The 12,924-nt window shown below is 71.0% G+C and carries 11 protein-coding genes; 3 read left to right on the forward strand and 8 right to left on the reverse strand.

The features are described 5' to 3' along the window. Window positions 1–70 precede the first annotated feature (70 nt). Window positions 71–1,549 (reverse strand): M1 family metallopeptidase, encoded by a 1,479-nt coding sequence (locus tag BR98_RS03525; RefSeq protein ID WP_035839956.1) that lies wholly within the window; start codon window positions 1,547–1,549, stop codon window positions 71–73. 259 nt (window positions 1,550–1,808) lie between these two features. Next, on the reverse strand, window positions 1,809–2,495 hold the full coding sequence (locus tag BR98_RS03530) for a ribonuclease H family protein (RefSeq protein ID WP_035839959.1): 687 nt from the start codon (window positions 2,493–2,495) through the stop codon (window positions 1,809–1,811). Window positions 2,496–2,618: 123 nt separating this feature from the next. Between BR98_RS03530 and BR98_RS03535 the strand changes: the two genes are divergently transcribed. Next, a complete protein-coding gene (locus BR98_RS03535; RefSeq protein WP_035839961.1) occupies window positions 2,619–2,990 on the forward strand; it encodes a nuclear transport factor 2 family protein in 372 nt (123 codons plus the stop codon). Between the two features lie 81 nt (window positions 2,991–3,071). Continuing rightward, window positions 3,072–4,067: an aldo/keto reductase gene (locus tag BR98_RS03540; protein WP_051969260.1), complete on the forward strand. Its 996-nt coding sequence runs from the start codon at window positions 3,072–3,074 to the stop codon at window positions 4,065–4,067. A gap of 37 nt (window positions 4,068–4,104) precedes the next feature. On the opposite strand, the gene BR98_RS03545 is transcribed toward BR98_RS03540, so the two are convergent. The 3 genes from BR98_RS03545 to BR98_RS03555 are packed head-to-tail and all read right to left on the reverse strand — an operon-like array spanning window position 4,105 to window position 7,494. Continuing rightward, window positions 4,105–4,995, reverse strand: coding sequence for a geranyl diphosphate 2-C-methyltransferase (locus tag BR98_RS03545; RefSeq protein WP_051969588.1), 891 nt, complete (start codon window positions 4,993–4,995; stop codon window positions 4,105–4,107). Between the two features lie 19 nt (window positions 4,996–5,014). Beyond that, complete coding sequence (locus BR98_RS03550) at window positions 5,015–6,076, reverse strand: family 2 encapsulin nanocompartment cargo protein terpene cyclase (protein WP_198042120.1); 1,062 nt, start codon at window positions 6,074–6,076, stop codon at window positions 5,015–5,017. A gap of 5 nt (window positions 6,077–6,081) precedes the next feature. Beyond that, window positions 6,082–7,494 carry a family 2B encapsulin nanocompartment shell protein gene (locus BR98_RS03555; RefSeq protein ID WP_035839962.1) on the reverse strand — a complete coding sequence of 471 codons (1,413 nt, stop codon included), beginning with the start codon at window positions 7,492–7,494 and terminating at the stop codon, window positions 6,082–6,084. Between the two features lie 233 nt (window positions 7,495–7,727). Between BR98_RS03555 and BR98_RS03560 the strand changes: the two genes are divergently transcribed. Next, entirely contained in the window at window positions 7,728–8,630 is a 903-nt protein-coding gene (locus tag BR98_RS03560) for a GNAT family N-acetyltransferase (protein WP_035839965.1), read from the forward strand. A gap of 72 nt (window positions 8,631–8,702) precedes the next feature. Here BR98_RS03560 and BR98_RS03565 read toward each other — a convergent pair whose 3' ends face one another. The 3 genes from BR98_RS03565 to BR98_RS03575 all read right to left on the reverse strand — a co-directional run bounded on the left by BR98_RS03565 (window position 8,703) and on the right by BR98_RS03575 (window position 12,860). Further along, window positions 8,703–9,593: a Gfo/Idh/MocA family protein gene (locus BR98_RS03565; RefSeq protein WP_035842762.1), complete on the reverse strand. Its 891-nt coding sequence runs from the start codon at window positions 9,591–9,593 to the stop codon at window positions 8,703–8,705. A gap of 370 nt (window positions 9,594–9,963) precedes the next feature. After that, the gene (locus tag BR98_RS03570; protein ID WP_035839968.1) at window positions 9,964–11,748 is read right to left on the reverse strand and encodes an alkaline phosphatase family protein; all 1,785 of its coding nucleotides are present in this window, start codon (window positions 11,746–11,748) and stop codon (window positions 9,964–9,966) included. 200 nt (window positions 11,749–11,948) lie between these two features. Beyond that, the gene (locus BR98_RS03575) at window positions 11,949–12,860 is read right to left on the reverse strand and encodes a LysR family transcriptional regulator (RefSeq protein WP_035839971.1); all 912 of its coding nucleotides are present in this window, start codon (window positions 12,858–12,860) and stop codon (window positions 11,949–11,951) included. Window positions 12,861–12,924 lie beyond the last annotated feature (64 nt).

Raw genomic sequence — 12,924 nt, forward strand, 5'->3', positions numbered from 1 at the left:
GGAGGCCACGCGATGCCCATGACGAGGGGCCCTTCGCTCGGCGAGCGAAGGGCCCCTCGTCATCGCCGGGTCAGTGCTCCTGAGCGGCCTTGATCTTCTGCCAGGAGTGGGGCTCGGCCGTCGGTGCGGTGGTGGCCAGCTGGGCCTTGGCGGCGGTCGGAGCGGCCGGCTTGGACGGGGTGTAGAGCCAGGTGCGGAACAGGTCGTCGAGCTTCTTGCCGGAGATCCGCTCGGCGAGCGCCTGGAACTGGGGGATGGTCCCGTTGCCGTAGCGGTGCTCGGCGGGCCAGGCCTTGAGCAGCTTGAAGAAGGCCTCGTCGCCGATGGTGTCGCGCAGGACCTGGATGGTGAGGGCGCCGCGGTCGTAGACCGCCCCGTCGAACTGGTTGTCCGGGCCGGGGTCGCCGGGCTTCACCGTCCAGAAGGGGTCCTCGGCCGGGTGCGAGGCGTACACGTAGTCGGCGAGCTGCTGGGCGGTGCCCTCGTCCTCGTGCTCCGACCAGAGCCACTGGGCGTAGGTGGCGAAGCCCTCGTTGAGCCAGATGTCGCTCCACCGCTCCAGCGAGACGCTGTCGCCGTACCACTGGTGCGCCAACTCGTGGACGACGACGGAGGCGTTGGCGCCGTGGGCGAACTGCGCGGGACTGTAGTAGACCCGGGTCTGGTTCTCCAGGGCGTAGTGGGTGGGCACGTTCGGCACGTAGCCGCCGGCCGAGCTGAACGGGTACGGGCCGAAGTACCCGCTCAGCCAGTCGACCAGCTCGCCGGTGCGCTCGACGCTCGCGCGGGCGGCGTCGGCGTTGTCGCCGAGGTCCGGACTGTAGGCGTTGAGGACGGGGACGCCACCGGCGCTGGTGCCGGTGGTGATGTCGAACTTGCCGATCGCCAGGGTCGCGAGGTAGGTCGCCTGCGGCTTGTTCTCGCGCCAGTTGAAGCGCGTCCAGCCGAGCTTGGAGCTCTGCGAGGTGAGCACGCCGTTGCTGATCGCCTGGGTGCCGTCGGGGACCAGGACCGAGACGTCGAAGGTGGCCTTGTCCGACGGGTGGTCGTTGCTGGGGAACCACCACCAGGCGGCTTCCGGCTCGTCGGCGATCACCGCACCGTCGGGGGTGTGCCGCCAGGCCGTGAAGCCGTACCGGGACACCGTGGACGGCACCCCGGAGTAGCGGACCACGATGGTGGCCTGGCTGCCCCGGGCGAGCGGCGCATCGGGCGTGACCTCCAGCTCCTGGACCCCGCTCGCCGCGAACTTCGCCGGTCGGCCGTTGACCAGCACCTGGCTGACGTCCAGCGCGAAGTCCAGGTTGAAGCGGGAGAGGTCCTGGGTCGCGGTGGCGAGGAGCGTCGCGGTGCCCTCCAGCTGGTCCGTGGCCGGCTGGTACTTCAGCCGCAGGTCGTAGTGCGAGACGCGGTAGCCCCCGTTCCCGTAGCTCGGGTAGTACGGGTCGCCGACTCCTGGCGCACCTGGGGTCGGCGCGGCCGCCGAGGCCGGAACGGCCAACACCAGGGTGGCCGCAGCCGCGGCGGAGACGAGCAGCTTCTTACGCACGGGATCCTCCGGATCGGTCGTTGGTTGACGCCGACTCAGATCCCTGTCCGGCTGCGGCGGCCCGCATGCGCGATTTATGAAGTGTTCACGCTAAGCGGTCGGTTCCGGTAGTCCTCCGACGGTTGGCGCAGACAGTCGCTTGTCGACCGAGACCCGGCGGAACCCGCTCGCTTTCGAGTCCTCCACACCGGCTGACCGGGCAGATACCGGCTGACCGAGCACAGCCCGGCCGACCGAGTGCGGAGGCCCAGGGAGCCGCTCAGGCGTGGGCCTGAGCGCACTGCGGGTGTCCCCAGCTCGTGCCGACCTTGGTGATCGTCTCGCCCTTGGCGTACGGGCGGCTGCAGGGGCAGGTGCCGGGGAACCGAGCAGCCAGGGTGCGCGAGCTGCCCGCGGAGCTCTTCGCCGTCGCGCCCGAGGTGGAGGTGCGGCGGCTGCGCGGCGCGGCGGCCGGAGCCGGGTCCGGCACCGGGAGGTCGGCGGCGGTTCCCCCCGCGTCCTGCTGGGTGCGGGCGGCGTCGCTGGCGGCCTTGTCGGCGATCGCGTTCAGCGGATCGCCGTCCACCTGGTGGGCGGGAACGTAGACGAAGGTCACGTCCCGGCCCGCGAGGAGCGCGTCGATGCGCTGGATCAGCCCCTGATTCGCCACCGGCTTGCCGCCGGCGGTCTTCCAGCCGTTGCGCTTCCACCCCGCGAGCCACTTGGTCACCGCGTCACGGGTATAGGTGCTGTCGAGCCGCACCTCCAACGCCACCCCGGGATCCGTCGCGGCCAACAACTGCTCCAGCGCGGTCAGCTCGCCGACGTTGTTGGTGTTGTGCCCCAGCGCACCGGCCTGCCAGCGCTGCGGCACCCCCGCACCGTCCGCGATCACATAGGCCCAGGCCGCTGGACCCGGGTTTCCCTTGGCAGCTCCGTCACAGGCTGCGATGACTCGTTCGACCATGCACCGATCATCTCAGGCCGCGCGCGGCGCGCACTCCACGCCTGCCGGACCGGAAGGCCGCCGGTGTGATGGTGTGTCACAGGGAGCTTCTGCTCGCCCGGCAACCCACCCGAAGGGCCGCCCATGACCAGCACCGTCGCCGACCTGATGCGGCGCAACCTGCTCGACGTCTTCAACGAACCGGACCCCGAGCGGCGCAGCGCGGCCATCGCGCTGACCTATGCCCAGGACGTCGTGTGGCACGAACCCGACCGCGTCAACCGGGGCCGCGAGGCGCTCGCCCAGCGCGCCGCGGAGCTGCGTGCGCAGACCCCGGACTGGGTCATGCGGCCCGACGGCCCCGTCTCCGTCAACGACGACCTCGGCCATCTCGGCTTCGAGTTCGGCCCGGCCGGTCAGCCGCCGATCGTGACCGGCATGGACATCGCCCGCTGCAAGGACGGCGTCATCGTCGAGCTGTACACCTTCGTCAACGGGAGCAGCCAGCCGTCCTAGGGCCCCGGCCCGGCGGATAGGCTTTCGGTGCAGGTGGGCGCAGCACCGTCGCCCGCCGGAACCGTGGAAGGGAACCTCGCCATGCTGACCGCACCCGCCGGCGGATCCGGTGCCGGCCCGGCGCTCTCGCGGTTCGGTCTGGGCACGGCCGCCGTCGGACGGCCCGGTTACATCACGCTCGGGCGTGACCTCGACCTGCCGGCCGAGCGCACCGTCGAGGCGATGCGGCAGCGCACCCACACCCTGCTGGACGCCGCCTACGCGGCCGGGGTGCGGTACTTCGACACGGCTCGGTCGTACGGCCGCGCCGAGGAGTTCCTCGGAGACTGGCTCGACGCCCGGCCGGAGGCCGCGGCCGAGGTGATGGTGGGCAGTAAGTGGGGCTACACCTACACCACCGACTGGCAGTCCTCCGGGGTGCCCGCGCACGAGGTCAAGGAGCACTCCGTGGCGGTGTTCGACCGTCAGGTCAAGGAGACCAGGGCGCTGCTGGGCCGGCGGCTGCACGTGTACCTGGTGCACTCGGTGACCCCGGACAGCCCGGCGCTGACCGACCCGGCGCTGCACGCCCGGTTGGCCGAGCTGGCCGCAGAGGGTGTCCGGGTCGGCCTGTCCACCAGCGGTCCGGCACAGGCCGAGACCGTCCGGGCGGCGCTGGAGGTGACGGCGGCAGGCCGACCGCTGTTCGCCGCCGTCCAGGCCACCTGGAACCTGCTGGAGCCGTCGGCCGGGCCGGCGCTGGCCGAGGCGCACGCGGCGGGTTGGCTCGTGGTGGTGAAGGAGGGCATGGCCAACGGGCGTCTCGCCGACCGCAACGCCACCGGCCCGGAGCTCGCCGCGCTGCGCGCACTCGCCTCCCGCGCCGGCACGTCCTGCGACGCGCTCGCACTGGCCGCGGCCGCCGCCCAGCCCTGGGCCGACCTCGTGCTCTCCGGAGCGGCCACTCCCGAGCAGTTGGCCTCCAACCTCACCGCCGCGGAACTCGACCTCGCGCTGCCGGAACTGGCCGCACTCGCCTCGCTCGGCGAGCCCGCCGAGGCCTACTGGCGCACCCGCTCCGCGCTGCCCTGGGCGTGAGCGCGGACAGCCGGAGACAGCGGCACCAGGCTCGGTCTTACGCCTTGTCGGCCGCGATCATCAGGTAGTGGAAGCTGCCCTCCTTGTAGGCCGTCAGGAAGGCGTCCTCGATGCCGGTGGCGACGGCCGACTCGGCCCTCAGCTCCCAGTAGGGGATGGTGGCGGCGGTCAGGTCGACGACGCTGATCGGGATCAGGTCGTTCGCCGCCATCGCGGCGAAGTACTCGCTGCGCGGGTGGATGTCACAGATGTAGTGCGCGTCGATCTGGCTGACGGCACGGGAGGGCTGCCGACCGTGGACGTCGTTGTAGCAGCCGGTGATGGTGACGTAGCGACCGCCCGGCGCCAGGACCCGGGCGTGCTCCGCGAAGAGGCTCCGCAGGTCCACGTACATGGTGCTCTCGTTGTTCCAGATCGCCTGGAAGGTGCCGGCGGGGAAGCCGTTGTCGAGCATGTTCCGGAAGTGGAAGGAGACCTGGTCCGCCACTTCCCGCTGCTGGGCCTGGTTGTTGGCGAACTTCACCTGCTCCTCGGAGATGGAGATGCCGTCCACCCGGCAGCCGAAGCGGGCGTTGGCCATGAAGCTGGTGCCGCCCCGGCCGGAGCCGGCGTCGAGGATCCGGTCGCCGGGGCCCAGGGCGCCGAGCTGGTCCAGCAGGAAGTCCGCCTGGGCGGCCTCCAGGCGGTGCAGCTCCTCGACGATCCGCTCCTCCCGGTTGTCGGCGGGACCCTCCAGGGCGGACCGGTCCACGTCACCGATGCCGTAGTGGTGGTGGTAGGTGCCGTCCACCTCGCCCAGGCGCAGGTTGACCGGGTCCTTCTCCGCGTTCCAGTAGTCGGCCACGGCCTGCTGGTACTTGGTGGCCAGGACCGGAGCGGAGCTGGGAGCAGGGGTGGCAGCAGGCGTGGCAGCGGAGCTGTCGAGCATCGTCATGGTGTTCATTCCTTCACGACTGGTTGTAGCGGGGGCTGGTGGCGTGCCATTCCCGGTTGCCGCCGAGCCAGGCCCACAGGGCTCCCAGGTAGCGGGTCAGGACCGGGTCGCCGGTGCGGCTGAGGGCGGCCGCGGCGCGTTCGTACGAACGTACGAGTTCGTTGTGGATCTCCACGGAACGCGCGATCGCCTCCTCGAGCGAGCAACCGTCCTCGGCTGCCAGCACGGTGGGCAGGTTGTACTCGACGCCCTGGGCGCCGCCCTCCTTGTGCATCGAGTAGATGTCGTTGAGCAGCACGGACGCGAGGGCGGCCTGCAGGGTCGCGTGGCGCACGTCGGGACGACCGTAGACGTTCGCCGGCAGCTCGTAGCCGCCGATCGCGTCGACCAGCGTCATGCACGGCAGGAAGCTGTTCAGCTGACGGTTCGTCAGGTACTCCCACACGGGCGGCAGGCTGCCCTCGATCCGCCACCCGGCCTCGGCGTCCATGCCGAGGAACAGGCCGGCGATCTCCTGCCGGAGCCGGTTGATCTGCGACCCGCTGGCATACCCGGCGAGTTCCTGCACCGAGCGCCGCAGCGCGTGCCACACCGGCTGCTCGCGCATCTCGCGCTCGTAGCGCTCGTGCGAGCGGCTCGGCATCCGCATCGGGTCGATGGCCGCCTGGGCGAGCATCAGCTGTGGTCCGAGGCGCTGGGGGTGGTCGCCGGCGGCGGCAGCGTCGCAGAAGTAGTCGTCGACGGCGAACTCCGCCGCCATGCACCGGGCCGCCGCCAGCAGGCGGTCCGGGTCCTCGGTGTCGGGGTGGGTCAGCATCAGCAGCCGCCCGAAGTCGGCCTTCCGGAACTTCTCCAACTGGCCTGCGTAGATGCCGACTTGTTCGGCCCAGTCGACCAGGCGGTCGTTGACCTCGGCGGCCAGGGCCGGATCGTCGCGCAGGTGCGGCGGGCAGTACAGCTCGGGCACCGCCTTGCCGCGGGCGGGCGGGACGGGTGCCGCGGAGCGCGGCCGCAGCAGGTCGGTGACGCGTGCCGCCGAGGTGCCGAGTCCGCTCGGCCGGGTCGGGATCGCCATCGGGGTCAGGACCGCGGGGCGGCGATGTCGACGTTCTCCAGGATGCCGATGGCGTCCGGGACCAGGACCGCGACCGAGTAGTAGGCGGTCACCAGGTAGCGGATGAGCGCCGCGTCGTTGATGCCCATGAACCGGACGTTGAGGCTGGGCTCGAACTCGTCGGGGATCCCGGTCTGGTGGAGGCCGATGACGCCCTGGTCCTGCTCGCCGGTCCGCATCGCGAGGATGGCGGAGGTGTGGCCGTCGGTGATCGGGATCTTGCCGCAGGGAAAGATCGGCACGCCGCGCCAGGCGGGGACCCGGTGGCCGCCGACCTCCGTGCCCTCGGGGGCCAGGCCGCGCTTGTTGCACTCGCGGAAGAACGCCGTGATGGCCTTGGGGTGGGCGAGGAACAAGTCGGTGCCCCGGCGCATCGCCAGCAGGTCGTCCATGTCGTCCGGTGTCGGCGGACCGGACCAGGTGGTGATCCGCTGGTCGTAGTCCGCGTTGTGGAGCAGGCCGAAGTCGCGGTTGTTCAGCAACTCCCACTCCTGGCGTTCGCGGATCTCCTCGACCGTCAGCCGCAGCTGCTGCTCCAACTGGTTCATCGGGTCGTTGTAGAGGTCGGCGACGCGTGAGTGCACCCGCAGGATGGTCTGGGTCAGGGACAGCTCGTACTCGCGGGGCGCGAGGTCGTAGTCCACGAAGGTGCCGGGGACCTCGGGCTCGCCTTCGTGGCCCGCGGCGACGGCCACCTCCACCTCGCCCTTGGCGTTGACCTTCCGTGCGGAGTGGGCGACGAACCGGCGCAGGTGCTCGCGGAGCTCCTCGGAGCGGTTGAAGACCTCGAGGAAGGACTCCCAGGGAAGCGTCAGGACGGTGCCGGCCGTGGCGGCCCTGGCGGTGGCCGTCCACAGCGGATCGCTCTGCAGCAGCGCCTCGTCCCCGAGGTGGTCACCGTCGGCCAGCACACCGAGGGTCTTCTGGTCGCCGTACTTCCCGGTGCTGATCCGATCGATCCGCCCGTGGGCGACGATGAAGACCTCCTCGATCGGGTGGCCCTCCTCGACCAGGACCTCGCCGCTGCGGACGTCGCGGGGCGTGAACCGGGCGGCCAGCTCGGTCAGTACGGCGTCGTCCTCGAAGTCGCGCAGCGCCGGCACCTCGCGCAGCGTCTGGGGGATGATCCGCACGTCGTCCGCCCCGGCCTGGACGAAGCCGACCCGGCCGCGGCCGACGGCCAGTGAGAGCCGCCGGTTGACCCGGTAGGTTCCACCGGAGACCTGCACCCACGGAAGTTGGCGCAGCAGCCAGCGCGAGGTGATCCCGCGCATCTGCGGGGCGGACTTCGTGGTCGTCGCCAGGTTCCGCGCGGCGGCGGTGCTCAGGCTGAGCCGGACGGAGTCCTGGACGGAGCCGAAATCCGCTTCTATGGACATCAGGTGCCTCCTGGGAAAGGAGCAGGCGGGAGCGGGGAAGGCGCGGACCTCTCCCCCCAGCCTTCGCCAGGGGACCCCCTAGGGCGGCCGGCCGAACGTGATCTTGGCAGCGGCGGGGGTACCCCGGAAGGGGATTGCCATGTTCCGGCCAAACTTTGTCTCACCGGTCACCTCCCACTCCCGGCCGGAAAACCGTTGGACACCGAAGAACCCGGTCGCCCTATCCTGCGCGGATGACCGACTTCTCCGTGATCACCGACCCCGCCGCCTGGCAGCCGGACTTCCGCCGGCGCCTCATCGACGGCTACCAGGCCGCCGGACTCCCCGGGCCGGCCGCCGACGCGCATGTCACCAAGCTCATGGAGAAGGCCGACGAATGGACGGCGGCGGCGATCCTCGACCAGGGCGGTCGCCGGATCGGGCAGGTCGTGGTGAGCGTCACCGACCAGCAGGGACAGGGCATCGGCCGGATCCGCGAGCTGTGGACCGACCCCGAGTTGGACGAGCAGGACACCCACCGGCGGGCGGCCCACGCCTGGGCGCGCGACTGGTGCGCGGACCGCGGGGTGGACCAGGTGATGGTGCAACTGACCGCGCCGGACGAGCTGTTCGCCGAGTACCCGGTCCGTGGCCAGGTCCGTTTCAAGCTCATCACGACCCCGACCGAGACACCCCCCGGGGTGACCCAGCGGCCGCTGACCGAGGCCGAGTACGCGGATTGGCTGGCCCGCGGGATCGAGGCCTACACGGGTGACATCCTGCGCTCCGGCTCGCTGGAGCCCGAGCAGGCCCGGCGGAAGGCGGAGGAGGACTTCCAGCGCCTGCTCCCGGAGGGCCTGGCCACCCCCGACACCGCGCTGGTGGTGCTGGAGGCCGACGGCGAGCCGATCGGCAACGCCTGGGTGAGGCACGGTCACCTGCCGGGCGTCAGCTACGGCTACGATCTGGTGGTCCATCCGGAGTTCCGCGGCCGGGGCCTCGGCCGCGCGGCGATGGCCGTCGGCGAACAGACCGTGCGGGCCGCCGGTGACCGGGCCCTGATGTTCACCGTCTGGGGCGGCAACGAGGTGGCGATGTCCCTCTACACCGCGGTCGGCTTCGGCGTCCTGGAGGAGACCCGTACCCTCGTCCTCTGACCTTCGTCACAGCGATGCGGGCACGGGCCCGCCCTGATCCCGTGCCCGTGCCCGTTACCGTGACCGCAGCCGCTACTCCCCGACCCGCTTCACGATCAGCTCGCACAACTCATGTGTGCGCAGCGCGTCGTGGGCCGTCACCGTCTTGCCCGACCGGACCGACTCCAGGAAACCGAGCACGATCTGCTCGATGCCCCGCTGGCGCGCCACCGACACCCAGTCCCCACGCCGGCGCACCGTCGGTTGGCCGCGGTGGTCGATCACCTCGGCGAGGTTGACCACCACGCGCTTGGAGTCGCCGCCGGAGACCTCGAGCACCTCCTCCGTCGAGCCGCTGACCCGGTTCATGATGCCGAGCGCGGTGAAACCCTCGCCGGACAGGGTGAGGACCAAGTGCTCGACCAGGTTGTCACGCTTGCGCCAACGGACGTCCACCTGCTCGATCTCGCCGGGGACCAGGAAGCGCAGCGAGTCCACCACGTGGATGAAGTCGTCGTAGACCAGAGTGCGAACCGCCTCCGGCAGGCCCTCGCGGTTCTTCTGAAGGACGATCAGATCGCGGGGGCGTTCCTTGGCCTGGACGTAGCCGGGGGCGTAGCGGCGGTTGAAGCCGACCATCAGGGAGCGGCCGAGGCGGTCGGCGAGGTCGGTCAGGCGGCGGGCCGGGTCGAGGTGGTAGTCGAGGGGCTTGTCCACGTAGACGTCGACGCCGGCGGTGAGCAAGCGCTCGGTAATGGCCACGTGCTGGTCGGTGGCGGCGTGCACGAAGGCGGCCCGCACGCCGCTGTCGATCAGGTCGCCGAGGTCGGTGAAGCGCTGCGGGATCCGGTAGGTGTCGCCGATCCGGTCCAGCTTGGCCCGGTCCCGGGTCATCAGCCGCAGATCGAGGCCGGGTTGGGCGGCCAGCACCGGCAGGTAGGCCTTCTGCGCGATGTCGCCCAGGCCGATCACGGCGACGGGCAGGGGTTCCGCGGAGTCGACGGGGTCGGAGTCGAGCGGGTCAGCGTCGAGCGGGTCTGAGTCAATCGGGTCGGAGTCGAGCGGGCGTGGGGAGGCACTCAACGGTCGCTCCTAGCTACCTGAGGGTGGTCGGCCGGCCGACGGCTCGGCGGTGGGTGGGTACGGCATATGCCAGCGGCAATCGTTCCCCACCGCGCACGCAATCAAGCACAGTGCGCGCACTCAAGCACAGTGCACAACCTCAAGCGTCACCCTAGCCCCAAGACGCCCCGTTGTACCCGTGGCTCGGCGGCCCCGCCGCCCAGTTCCTCGGGCGGCGGGGCCTTGGGCGGCGGGGCATCGGGCGGCGGGGCCGGCGTCCGTCAGGCGGCGGTCAGTTCACCGTCAGGCCGAGCGGGCCGGCCAGCGAGGTGTAGCCGTTGTTGTAGAGGTACCAGACGTCGTACGAGCCGGGGCCGCTCAGCTTGCCGGTGTCGAAGGTCAGGCTGCCGCTGCCGTTCGGCGCGTACTGCCAGGTCAGCGAGGACTGCTGACCAGGCGTCACGCCCTTGGGGTAGATCCCGATCCAGTTGGTCGAGCTGGTGGTGTTCACCGGGGTCGAGTACTGGAAAGTGACGCTCGAGCCGTTGGAGACGCTCGGCGTGCCGGTGGCCAGGGAGCTGGTCGGGGCCGGGGTGGAGCTGGGCACGAAGGCGTCGTTCAGCGGCGTCGCGTAGGTGTCGTTGGCCGTGATGCCCGACAGGCCGAGTGCGTCCTCGATGGTGCGGGCGGTGCTGTAGTGGTCGTAGCGGCTCGCGCTGGTGGTGCCGGCCGGGACGGTGCCCTGGGAGCCGTTGACCACCGCGACCACCTGGTTGTCCGGGTTGCTGGTGTCCTCGTCCCAGGTGAGGATCAGCAGCGACTTCTGCGTGGTCCAGGCCGGGGACTGCATGATCGGCGCCAGCGTCTGCTTCAGCCAACCGTCCTGGACCTTGAGGCTGGTGGCGTTGCCGTTGCCGGAGGCCTCGCCGTCGTAGTAGTCGTCGGCGGCGATCCAGGAGAAGGCCGGCGTGCTGGCCGCGCTCTGCAGGTCGGTGGTCAGCTGGGTGGTGTCGAACAGGTGGGCCGCGCAGCGGCTCGCATTGCCGCTGATGTTGGTGTAGTTGATGAACGGCGCGTCGTCCGGCTGGTAGTACGAGTCGTTGTTGTTCTTGGTGTTGCAGGGGGTGCCCATGCCTTGCTCGTAGGCCTTCCAGCTCTTGCCGGCGGCCTCCAGTCGGTCACCCAGGTTGGTCTTGGGGTCGTTGATGTTCGGGAAGTAGGTGGCCCCGGTGGTGTAGGTGTCGCCGCCCGAGATGGCCAGGTAGTTCTCGTCGCTGGGGTGGTAGACGCCGTGGTAGTTCGACAGTGACGCGCCCTGGGTCATCAGGCTGTGGATGAACGGGGTGTCGGCGGGGTCGCCCATCACTGCCGAGTAGTCGGTGTTCTCCATCATGACCATGAAGACGTGGTCGTAGCCGGGCACCTTGGAGACCGGCGGGGCGAGGGTGGCCGCGGTGACCGGGGTGTTGAGGGTGAGCGAGAGGTTGTCCAGGTAGCCGGACTCCCCCGAGCTGTTCAGGAACTGCACCTCGACCAGGATCGAGCGGGTGCCGGCCGGGACGGCGCCGGTGCTGCTGCGGGACAGGAAGGAGGTGGTGTTGGAACGGTCCGCGGCGGAGACGGTGGGCAGGTTCGCGCTCGCGCCGAGCTGGCGGCCGGTGCCGTCACGGAACGCCAGCGAGACCTGGACGTAGCCCGCGTAGCTGGTCCAACCCCCCAGCCAGCCGGACAGGTTGTAGCTGACGCCGCCACCGTCGATCGCGCTCGCGGCGGAGGACACGTCGACGGTCTGCGTCATCGCGCCGTCACCCTGGTTGCCGGGCGCGAAGAACGCGCTGCCAGGGGTCTGGTCGCTCGGGTGACCGAAGCTGCCCGCCGAGTAGCAGACGACGTCCGGGCTGCCGGACAGTACGGTCCAGCCGGGCATGGTGGTGGCCGCGGTCCAGTCCTTGGTGCAGTAGCCGGCCTCGGCGTTGCCGCTCACGATCAGGTTCCCGCTGCTGGTGGCCGCGTTCGCGGGCGTCACCGCGATCGGCGCTCCCAGCAGGACCACCACTGCGCCGAGCGCTCCCCACATACGTCTCATTCTCAGCCGACCCTTCCGTCGAAGCGCTTATGTGTCGTGCCGGGTCATAAGTAGCGCTCCAGGCTGTCGTCGGGGCGAACAGCGGGCCAACATGCCATAGCGAGCGCCACAGAGTTGTACGGACAACTGATGACATGTTGTCCGTACAACCCATACCCCTCAGCGCATCACTCGACTACCGCGCCACTCCACTACCCCAGCTCGGCCGCGGCCGCCTGCAGGGCGCGCAGCACCGGCCGGATCAGCGGGTGGTCCTCGGCACCGCCGCGCACCGCGGCGAAGACCTTGCGGGTGGCCAACTCGCTGTCCACGGCCCGCACCGCCACCTGGGCCAGGTCCACCCCGCGCAGCGCGGAGCGCGGCACCAGGGCGACCCCCGCGCCCGCCGAGGCGAGCGCGACCACGGCGCGGAAGTCGTCGGAGGAGTGCACCAGCCGGGGCGCGAAGCCGGCGTGCTCGCAGGCCAGCAGGACCACGTCGTGGCAGGGGTTGCCGGGATAGGGGCCGATCCAGGGTTCGGCGGCGAGGTCTGCCATCGCCACCGGCCCGGGCTGCTGGGCGAGCGGGTGGTCCAGTGGCAGCACGGCCTCGAACGGCTCGGCGTAGAGCGGGAATCGGGCCAACCGCTGGTCGTCGGCGCGCGGCGCGCCCCGGTACTCGACGGCCACCGCCAGGTCGGCCTGCCCGTCCAGCAGCATCGGCAGGCTGGCGTCACCCTCCGCGTCCAGCACCTTGAGCTGCACCCCGGGCGCGGACTGCGCGAGCGCACCGATCGCGGGCGCCAGCACCAGCGCGATGCCGGTGGCGAAGGCGGCCACCGTGACCTGGCCCTGGGCGCCGGCGGCGTAGGCCGCCAGGTCCGCCTCGGCCCGTTCCAGCTGGGCGAGCACCGCGTCGGCGTGGCCCACCAGGATCTCGCCGGCCGCCGTCAGCCGTACCCCGCGCCCGTCGCGGGCCAGCAGCGCGTGCCCGGTCTCCTGCTCCAGCGCGGCGAGCTGCTGGGAGACGGCGGAGGGGGTGAGGTAGAGCGCTGCGGCCGCGGCGGTCACCGTCCGGTGGTCCGCCACGGCGCGCAGCGTCCGCAGGCGTCTGGCGTCGATCACTTACTCATTCTGCCAGGGCGAAACAGCAGCTCAGGCCCGAGGAGCCGGTCAGCCCCGAACAGCA

This window comes from Kitasatospora azatica KCTC 9699 (assembly GCF_000744785.1).
In the GTDB taxonomy this organism is placed as follows: Bacteria; Actinomycetota; Actinomycetes; order Streptomycetales; family Streptomycetaceae; genus Kitasatospora; species Kitasatospora azatica.

What these genes read in the sequence shown, in the direction of transcription:
- BR98_RS03530 (WP_035839959.1), bottom strand. Translation starts at nt 2,495, where the DNA reads ATGGTCGAACGAGTCATCGCAGCCTGTGACGGAGCTGCCAAGGGAAAC.
- BR98_RS03535 (WP_035839961.1), top strand. Translation starts at nt 2,619, where the DNA reads ATGACCAGCACCGTCGCCGACCTGATGCGGCGCAACCTGCTCGACGTC.
- BR98_RS03540 (WP_051969260.1), top strand. Translation starts at nt 3,072, where the DNA reads ATGCTGACCGCACCCGCCGGCGGATCCGGTGCCGGCCCGGCGCTCTCG.
- BR98_RS03545 (WP_051969588.1), bottom strand. Translation starts at nt 4,995, where the DNA reads ATGCTCGACAGCTCCGCTGCCACGCCTGCTGCCACCCCTGCTCCCAGC.
- BR98_RS03550 (WP_198042120.1), bottom strand. Translation starts at nt 6,076, where the DNA reads ATGGCGATCCCGACCCGGCCGAGCGGACTCGGCACCTCGGCGGCACGC.
- BR98_RS03555 (WP_035839962.1), bottom strand. Translation starts at nt 7,494, where the DNA reads ATGTCCATAGAAGCGGATTTCGGCTCCGTCCAGGACTCCGTCCGGCTC.
- BR98_RS03560 (WP_035839965.1), top strand. Translation starts at nt 7,728, where the DNA reads ATGACCGACTTCTCCGTGATCACCGACCCCGCCGCCTGGCAGCCGGAC.
- BR98_RS03570 (WP_035839968.1), bottom strand. Translation starts at nt 11,748, where the DNA reads ATGTGGGGAGCGCTCGGCGCAGTGGTGGTCCTGCTGGGAGCGCCGATC.